Here is an 8,317-nt window from a genome sequence, read left to right as displayed (position 1 = left end):
CGCCCGCCCCGTAAGCCCAGGTAGCGGCACCGACCGTCGGGTGCTCGGACTTCTGTGAGACGGCGGCGGCGGTCGGGTGCTCGGGCTCCTCGGAGACGGCGGCGTCCGTCGGATGCTCCGGCTCCGCACGGCCGACGGCGGCCGCGAGAGCTGCCGCCTCCGCGTTCCCGGTGGCCGCCGCCAGCCGGGACAGCGCCCAGCCGATCCCGGCGACACCATGGGCCAGCCCGGCGGAGCCCAGGGACGGCTCCGGGCTCGCCCATCGTGCGACGCCGTCGTAGACCTCCGCCGCCGCCACCAACCGGGACCCGATCTCATCCGCCAGCGCCACCGCGCCGGCGTGCCCGCCCTCGACGTGCTCATCCAGCCTGAGCAGCGGCACCACCGCCCCCGCCAGCCCATCGACCAGCCCGAACGACGCGTTGCCGGCCAGCGAGGCAGGCAGACCGGCCAGCACGGCCGACGCCTGGGACACCGCCTCGGCCGGCTCGACCGCACCGAGCCGTCCCAGCAGCAGCCAGGCCCAGATCCGCGACCCGATACCGAGATAACCCCCAGCGACCTCCCGGGCGTCGGCCGACAGCAGGGCATCCCCGGTGTCGCGCAGGGTGCGCAGCACGGCTCGCAGCAGCTCGGCCGCCTCGGGCACCGGATCCGCCCGGCCGTGCTCCACCTCGTGCTGGTAGCCCGCGAGCACCACGGCGATTCCCGCCGTACCCCCGTACATGTCCAGCCCGAGCGGCAGCACCGCCCAGCCGGCCGAGTCGAGCACCGGCCCGATCCACGTGGCGCTGCCGTCGTCCCCCCGCACGGCGGACGCGGCCAGCCCGCGCACGATCCCGGCCGCCGCCGTACGCCGGCGCCGGTCCAGGCCCGAGGTACGCACCCGGCGCGGCACCAGGGTCCGCTCACCGCGCAACCACCCGTCGTTCAGGTATGCGCCGACCACGGCGGATCGGATGACCTGCCGTTCCACCTCGATGTCGGCCGCCCGCCAGCGGCGCAGCGTACCGGCGAACAGGTCGTCCGCCGCTCCCCACGTCGTTCCGCGTGGCCCGGTCAGCAGTCCCACGCGAGGCGTGGTGGAGTACACGGGCACGTCGGCGACGAGCAGGTCCGCCACCTCGGCCGCGATCACGGCCGGATCGTCCGGCCTGCCGGGCACGTTGACCGCCTGGCGGGCGAGCACGGCCTCGGCGCGTTCGCGGGCGGCGGACTCGTCGTGCAGCGACGCCGGGTGCCACAACATGCGGCCCAGCTCGGCGTACGACTCGGTGGAGCGGGGGACGACCCGGACCGGCACGTCGGCGAAACCGGCGAGCGCCGACTCCAGCTCACCCACCTCGTCCAGGCCCCGCAACCGCTCGGTGAGCTCGGTGAACCCGGCGACCACCTGGTCCCAGTACGCGCCCAGCACCGGGTCGGGGCTCGGCAGGTTCCGCTCCATGGGCACCTCCACGGAGGCCCGGCCCACTCTGGCCCGATCGGTGCCCGCGTCCAGGATGACCTGCAGCTCCGCGGCCGGTTGCTGGCCGGGCAGCGAGCCGATCCCGGACGGGTCGATCCCTCGCCAGCCGAGCGCCACCCCGCGGTCCGGTAGCAGGCCGGTGCTCAGCACCGAGCCGCCGAGCAGCGCCGCGGCCCTGTCGGTGGCGTCGCCGAAACCCAGCTCCATGGCGGGCGGCAGCGGCGTGAACAGCGTCTCGCAGTCCACGACGACGGGCACCGGCCCGGCCGCGATGAGATTCTCGGCGTGCATGTCGCTGCCGCCGAGCAGGAGCATTACCGCCAGCCAGTGCCCCAGGCCACGATGGAAGGCACGCAGCTCCTCGTCACCGTCGCAGTAGCGGTGCTCGACGTACTCGACCCAGCCGTAGGTGCCACGGGCCACGGCCTCGGGCACCCGGATCCGGGTGCCGGCCGGCTCATCGTGCAGCACCCGCTCCAGGAACCGCGCCAGGGCGCGGTCCACGGTGACCGGCCGCGGCTTGTACGCGACGCAGCCGCCCTCGCAACCCAGGAGGACCACGGTCTGCCCGCCCCGATGGCTGTCCCCGGCCGCGAACTCCACCTCGACCAGCCCCGTCCCACCGCCACCCATGAGCGGGCCGAGTGCGGCGCGGTCGGTGACGAACCGGTGCGCCAGCGTCAGCGCCGCCGCGCACCTGTTGCCGATCACCCGGCGCAGGCGGGGCAGCAACGTCGGATAGTGGCCGCCCAGCGAGGTCCAGAAGGCGGGAGTGGCCGTCTTGGCCTGCCACTCCGCCCACCGGGCCGCCGGATCGGCCGCGGTGAGCCGGCCGGTGAGCCGGGCCGCGTGCAGCTCCAGGAGCAGGACGCGGTCGATGAGCCGGCGTACGGTGTCGCGCAGTGCCGTCTCGGCGGCGGCGTGCAGCGCGTCCCGCTCCACCTCCGCCAGCCCCGGAACCGCGCCGAGCCGGGCCGCCAGCCGAACCAGGGCAGGTTCCAGCAGGTGGCCCGGCACGGTGTCGTTCACGGTGTCGTTACCCGTGTGTGCAGATATGTCCGGTCGGAAATGTTCACGGCTAGGAGACCGCTGTCATCTCGAACTGGACGGTACGGGTGTTGCCGAAGGTGCGGGTGTTGGTGCGAGTGTTCGCCATGCTGCGCGTGTTCGCCAGGGCGCGCGTGTTCGCGAGCTCCCGCGTGTTGACGGTGCGGGTATTGACGGTGCGCGTGTTGATCTGACGCGTGTTGGCGGCGCGGGTGTTGATGTCACGGGTGTTGGCCGCGCGCGTGTTGATCTGACGGGTGTTGGCCGCGCGGGTGTTGATGTCACGGGTGTTGGCCGCGCGCGTGTTGATGTCGCGCGTGTTGGCCGCACGCGTGTTGATGTCACGCGTGTTGATCTCACGCGTGTTGGCAGTACGCGTGTTGGCCAGGCTCCGAGTGTTGTCCGCACTCCGGGTGTTACCCGAGGTGACCGACTCGAAGGTGAGGTCGTCCTCGCCGGCGCCGAACAGCGGTCCGGCCGGGTTGATCAGTTCGTCGAACCCCTGGGCCGTCTGCTGCCCGGCGCGCCAGGCGGCGACGACCTCCTCGGCTTGCCACTGGGTGAGTTCTGACATGTGACCGGTCCCTCCTGGGCTCGTCTTCTTGGTCAATCCAGATGCTCCCAGCGGCCATTGCAGATCCGTTGCAGTCCCGCCCGCACCGCCGACGTGCGGAAAAGTACCGTCATCCCCGGCGCCGTCCCGGGCGTATCACTTCGCAGACCCCGGAGCTCTGTCCTCGGGCGCCGGGAGCGCACGAAGGGCATTCGGGGGATTCACGCGAACGTGCGGTGACCCGCAGCCTGCGCACGCGCCGCGAGCCGGGCAAGTCCGATGACGCGAGAAAGGCAGCACTGTGACCAACTCATCCATCGTGGTGACCCCGCCGGTCCCGCCGCTCGGCACCCACCTGCTGCTGGTGTTCCTGCTCCAGGTCGGAGTGCTGCTCCTTGTCGCCGTGGCGCTCGGCAGGCTCGCCGTACGGTGGAAGATGCCTGCCGTGGTCGGCGAGCTGTGCGCCGGCGTCATCCTGGGCCCGTCGCTCCTCCAGCACGCCGCCCCCGCCCTGGCCGCCTGGCTGCTGCCACGCGACGCGGAGCAGTTCCACCTGCTGGACGCGGTCGGCCAGCTCGGCGTGCTGCTGCTGGTGGGGATCACCGGCAGCCATCTGGATCTCGGGCTGGTGCGCAGGCGGGGCGCTACGGCCGCCAAGGTCAGCCTGTTCGGCCTGGTCATCCCGTTCGCGCTGGGCATCGGCACCGGGCTGCTGCCCTCGCCGCTGGCCGCCGGCAGCCCGGACCGTACGGTGTTCGCGCTCTTCCTGGGGGTGGCCATGTGCGTGAGCGCCATCCCGGTCATCGCCAAGACCCTGTTCGACATGAACCTGCTGCACCGCAACATCGGTCAGCTCACCCTAGTCGCCGGAATGGTGGACGACGTGTTCGGCTGGGTGATGCTGTCGATCGTCTCGGTCATGGCCACGACCGGGCTGGCCACGCAGAACGTGGTGCTCTCGATCGCGTACGTGCTCGTGGTGCTCCTCTTCGCGGCACTCGTCGGCAAGCCGCTGGTCGCCCGGCTCTACCGGCGGGTACGCACGCCCTCCACCGTCACCGCCGTCACGGTGGTGCTCGTCCTGCTGTCCGCCGCGGGCACCCACGCGCTGGGCCTGGAGGCCGTCTTCGGCGCCTTCGTGATGGGCATCCTCATCGGCGCCTGGGGCAAACCCGACCCCGCCGGGCTCGCCCCGCTGCGCACCGTCGTCCTGGCCGTGCTCGCCCCCGTGTTCTTCGCCACCGCAGGGCTGCGCATGGACATGACCGCCCTGGCCAGACCCGAGATCCTCGGCGCGGGCCTCCTGGTGCTGACCGTCGCCATCGTCGGAAAGTTCGCCGGGGCCTTCCTCGGAGCCCGGCTCAGCCGGCTCACCTCCTGGGAGGCGCTCGCGCTGGGCGCGGGGATGAACGCCCGCGGCGTCATCGAGGTCATCGTCGCCATGGTCGGCCTGCGGCTCGGTGTCCTGAACCTGGAGACGTACACGATCATCATCCTCGTCGCGGTCGTCACCTCGCTCATGGCACCGCCGATCCTGCGGGTGGCGATGGCCAGGGTCGCCCTCACCGAGGAGGAGAACCTCAGGAACGTCGACGGTCCCCAGCCCGCAACCGTCCCTCGAAGCCCGGCCTGACCGCCGACGGCGCGCAGCTCGTAATCGTCTCTCCAGGGCCGACCTGATCCGCCTACGTCACCTGTTTCCGGACGTGCACGCGTTCCGCGCGCGATAGCAGAGGACGGGCAGCCTGCTCATCACGTCCAGCACCACGCGATCATCGAGCGAGCGCCAGAGACGCCATCTGGCCGCCAGTAGTCACCCGAATTCGCCTGCCAACCCCGCCTTCTTGACCAGCCGCCCCCACCGCGGCGAACCGAAGACGCAACGCTGGCAGGGGATTGGCGGACCTGGCACATCAGCATCTCGTACGCCCCGATCAAGGCGAAGCTTGGCCAGGCCGCGATCACACGGCCGATCAAGGACGGCTCCGCGACTGCCACATTTGCTCCGAGGCTGGCGAGGCTGCTCACCACCAGCAAAGTCCAGGGGATCACCCCTCCTCTACGCCCATAGCGGCTGGAGGAGAGAAGCGACATCGAGGCCGCGACGATCGTGCCGTCCACGGACAGCGGGATGAGCGCCGCCGCCAGCGCATCTTCTCCATGCCACCGAGCCAACTCGTGCATGTGGCGAAACGACACCACCGCCGCCACGAGCGCCACGAGCAGCACGCTCGCCATCGTGATGACCTTGATCCGCCGCTCCACCGAGTGACGTGTCATCACCGCTCACCCTTGCCCGAGCAGGAACTTCTTGGTCAGGGTGAAGGTATGTGCATTGGTTCAAGTCCCTCCTCGGACACGTACCTTTTGCACACGTGGGGGCCAGGGACAACCTGAGCCTCCACGAGTTGTTTCTGGGGCCTGTACGTGAGCCGCAGCCCAATCTGGGCGTAGAGCTCAGCCTTGTCGGCCGCTGGACTGTCGTAGCTGCGCCTGAGCCGCAACCCTCTGATGTCGAAGCACCAGCAGTTCTGCCTCCTTGGAGACATCGCGGCGTAGCACAAGTGCGGGCAAAGACAGCAGGCGCCAGGTGACGGCGTACACCATGGACAAGATCACTAAACATGATCCCAGGCGGCGAGCAGGATCGGCCACTCGGCGCCCCTCAGCCCCTGTCACCCCCGGACGAAGGCCGGGTACGGGGAAGGCTCCTCCCCAGCCGGTCGCAACGGCTTACCCCCAGCGGCCTCCGTTGTTTCAGCCACGGGGCCGCTAGGAATGGGATGGGCGCGCGTCCAGGTCGACCAGGTTGCGCTCCGGGTCGGCAGCGTCGTACAGCACGAGAACGCGGGTCTGGCCCTGCAGACGAGGGCCAGGGTCGTCGCGGAGGTAGTCACTGGCTGCGGTGTATGTCCGGCCCGTCCGCTCATCCTGCCACATCGCATGGACAACGTAGGGATGTCGGTTGTTCACCCGCACGGCGAAGTCGCGTCCCACATGCTCGATCTCCGCCCACACCTGCTGGCCCTGCTCCCATAGCCAGGCTCGCAGCCGAGTAATCCGTCGTCCCTTGACGAACAAGACCGCACCAATCGGCGTGAACACCACGCCCAGCCCGCCGACGATCAGCGGAGCCAGGAACGCTGACCAGACCGACGCAATCCGACCGTTGGACGGATCGGCCGGGTCGTAGGCGACGGGTACGCTTTCGCCCTTCTTGTAGGACGGTGGGTTGCTGCCGGTGGAGCTCTGAAACGAGTACCGCCTACCGTCGACGGTGAACTCCACGGTCGGGTACCACGACGTGTCGCTGCGGGCACGGCCGTCGGAACTCCGTGTCGTGGTGGTCCGTGCGGTCAGCGCGACCACGGTACCGTCGGTCTGTTTGGCCGAGGTCAGGAAGCTCGCCGTAGAGGCGGCCAGCCCGACGCCGATGCAGAGCAGCACCAGCCCGATCAGACCGAAGATCCCGCCGACGATGGTAAAGAGCCGTCCGTTGTGCATGGGACGAGTGTGCCCAACGCCGAGCAATATGTCGTGTGAGAAATCGCGGCTCCCAGCCCAGGGCGAGGTCAAGTCAAGAAATTGCGGGTTGCGGTCACCGGCGTGGTTCTCGCCGCCGCGATACAGCCGCACGATGCCGTCTTCGCCGTCCCAGCTCGCGGGCCAGCTCTCCGGCGGCAACCAGCAGAAGGTCAGCCTCGCGAAGTGGCTCGCCGCCGAATGCGAGATGAGCCACGCGATCATCCGGTTGATCCACACGACGCCTTCGCGGCCACCCACGGGCGATGAGGAAGCGGCATGAATCCAGCCGGGCCGCCGCGTCCGAGGCGAGGAGCGCACGACTTCGGCGATCTCTCCGCTGGCTCCCGACCTCCGAGGAGAAACCGGGCAACCGTGGCTTTGGCGACCTCTTCCAGCGCTTCGTACGGGAGTCCTTGTTTGGTCCAGCGTGACCTTCCTCGGCGGAGCGTGAGCCTGGATCAGCGTCCCAGGACGAAGGCCGCTCGGCCGGCTGACCGTGGTCGGCGTCCAGCCCACCCAGGATGAAGTAGTAGATAAGTAGATAGTCTTTTACGGAACTATCTGCTAATTTCCTTCTTGTTGTCACGCCTTCCACCAGAGGAGATCTCGATGTCCACGCGTGCCCTCATCGTCGACCCGTCCGCCCCCGCAGGCATCGGCTTCGGGGAGATCGCCGACCCAGTCGCCGGTCCCGGACAGGTGCTCATCGACGCGCAGTACGCCTCGCTCAACTACGCCGACATCAATGACGCAACCTCCGGACGCGTTCCCGTCGGCGCAGCGCTGGGCCTCGACGCGGCCGGGGTCGTCCTGCAGGCGGCGACGGACGGCTCCGGCCCTGCCGTCGGAACCCGTGTCGTGCTCTTCGCACAGGGGGCGTTCGCGGAGCGGGTGGCCGTCGATGTGTCGGCGGTGGCCCAAGTCCCGAACGGTGTTGGGCTGGCCGAGGCGGCCGCACTGCCGACAGCCGGCCTGGCCGCGCTCCGCTCGCTGCGGGCCGCCGCGGCCGGACCCGGCAAGCGCGTGCTGGTGACCGGCGCCTCGGGCGGTGTGGGCCGGTACGCCGTGCGTCTCGCGTCCCACGCCGGGGCGTACGTCGTCGCCTCGGTCGGCTCCCTGGCGCGAGGGGACGGCCTTGCCAAGGCGGGCGCGGATGAGGTGGTCGTGGGCCTGGACGACGTCAAAGAGCCCGTCGACATCGTCGTGGAGACGGTCGGCGGACCCCATCTGGTCACGGCCTGGGGACTCCTTGCTCCCGGCGGGAACCTCCAGTCCGTCGGGTGGACCTCGGGAGAGCCTGCTGTCTTCTCGCCGTATGCCACTGTCGGCCCGACCAGGACGCTCGCTTCCTATGTCAACGAGTTCGGAGCCGCCGCCGACCTGGCCGAGCTGGTACGGCTCGCGGCTGGAGGCGTCCTGGTGCCCGAGATCGGCTGGCGCGACTCCTGGGAAAGCTTCGCCGAGGCGGCCGAGGCGCTGCGCGGCCGGCGCGTGGCAGGAAAGGCGGTCTTCGACCTCAAGTCTCGCGATTGATACCCTCGCGATGCTGCCGGAGTAGAGCTGGGCACCTCCCTGACCGATCGATTGCGTGGTGAACGTGGGAACCATCCGCGGTCGCCCGAGCCGCCGGGGCAGCCAGTTCGGCGGTGGGCAGGTCCGTGCCGACTGATGGCTGTGGGTGGGGCGGAGGCTCCGTAGTAGTCGCGGGAGTAACGACCCGCCGT

At 70.1% G+C, this 8,317-nt stretch carries 6 protein-coding genes; 2 read left to right on the top strand and 4 right to left on the bottom strand.

Annotated features, from left to right (window positions below):
* Both EJK15_RS45450 and EJK15_RS45445 read right to left on the bottom strand, forming a co-directional pair.
* Positions 1-2,497 (bottom strand): type 2 lanthipeptide synthetase LanM family protein (locus EJK15_RS45450; protein ID WP_138716668.1); only part of this gene is annotated, 2,497 nt, incomplete at its 3' end.
* 49 nt (positions 2,498-2,546) lie between these two features.
* Positions 2,547-3,089, bottom strand: a complete 543-nt coding sequence (locus EJK15_RS45445; RefSeq protein ID WP_138716667.1) for a DUF6229 family protein — start codon at positions 3,087-3,089, stop codon at positions 2,547-2,549.
* A gap of 280 nt (positions 3,090-3,369) precedes the next feature.
* Between EJK15_RS45445 and EJK15_RS45440 the strand changes: the two genes are divergently transcribed.
* Positions 3,370-4,701 (top strand): cation:proton antiporter, encoded by a 1,332-nt coding sequence (locus tag EJK15_RS45440; protein WP_240777631.1) that lies wholly within the window; start codon positions 3,370-3,372, stop codon positions 4,699-4,701.
* Positions 4,702-4,820: 119 nt separating this feature from the next.
* Here the strand turns inward: EJK15_RS45440 and EJK15_RS45435 are convergent, their stop codons facing one another.
* On the bottom strand, positions 4,821-5,348 hold the full coding sequence (locus tag EJK15_RS45435) for a DUF2637 domain-containing protein (RefSeq protein ID WP_138716666.1): 528 nt from the start codon (positions 5,346-5,348) through the stop codon (positions 4,821-4,823).
* A gap of 492 nt (positions 5,349-5,840) precedes the next feature.
* Complete coding sequence (locus EJK15_RS45425) at positions 5,841-6,815, bottom strand: DUF3592 domain-containing protein (RefSeq protein ID WP_138716665.1); 975 nt, start codon at positions 6,813-6,815, stop codon at positions 5,841-5,843.
* A 387-nt stretch (positions 6,816-7,202) separates the two neighbouring features.
* On the opposite strand from EJK15_RS45425, the gene EJK15_RS45420 reads away from it, so the two are divergent.
* Positions 7,203-8,126 carry a zinc-binding dehydrogenase gene (locus EJK15_RS45420; RefSeq protein ID WP_138716664.1) on the top strand — a complete coding sequence of 308 codons (924 nt, stop codon included), beginning with the start codon at positions 7,203-7,205 and terminating at the stop codon, positions 8,124-8,126.
* Positions 8,127-8,317: the final 191 nt, after the last annotated feature.

Source organism: Nonomuraea basaltis, from assembly GCF_005893125.1.
Classification (GTDB): Bacteria; Actinomycetota; Actinomycetes; order Streptosporangiales; family Streptosporangiaceae; genus Nonomuraea; species Nonomuraea basaltis.
The sequence above is the reverse complement of the archived record's forward strand: the minus strand, read 5'-3'. Positions and strand labels throughout refer to the sequence as shown.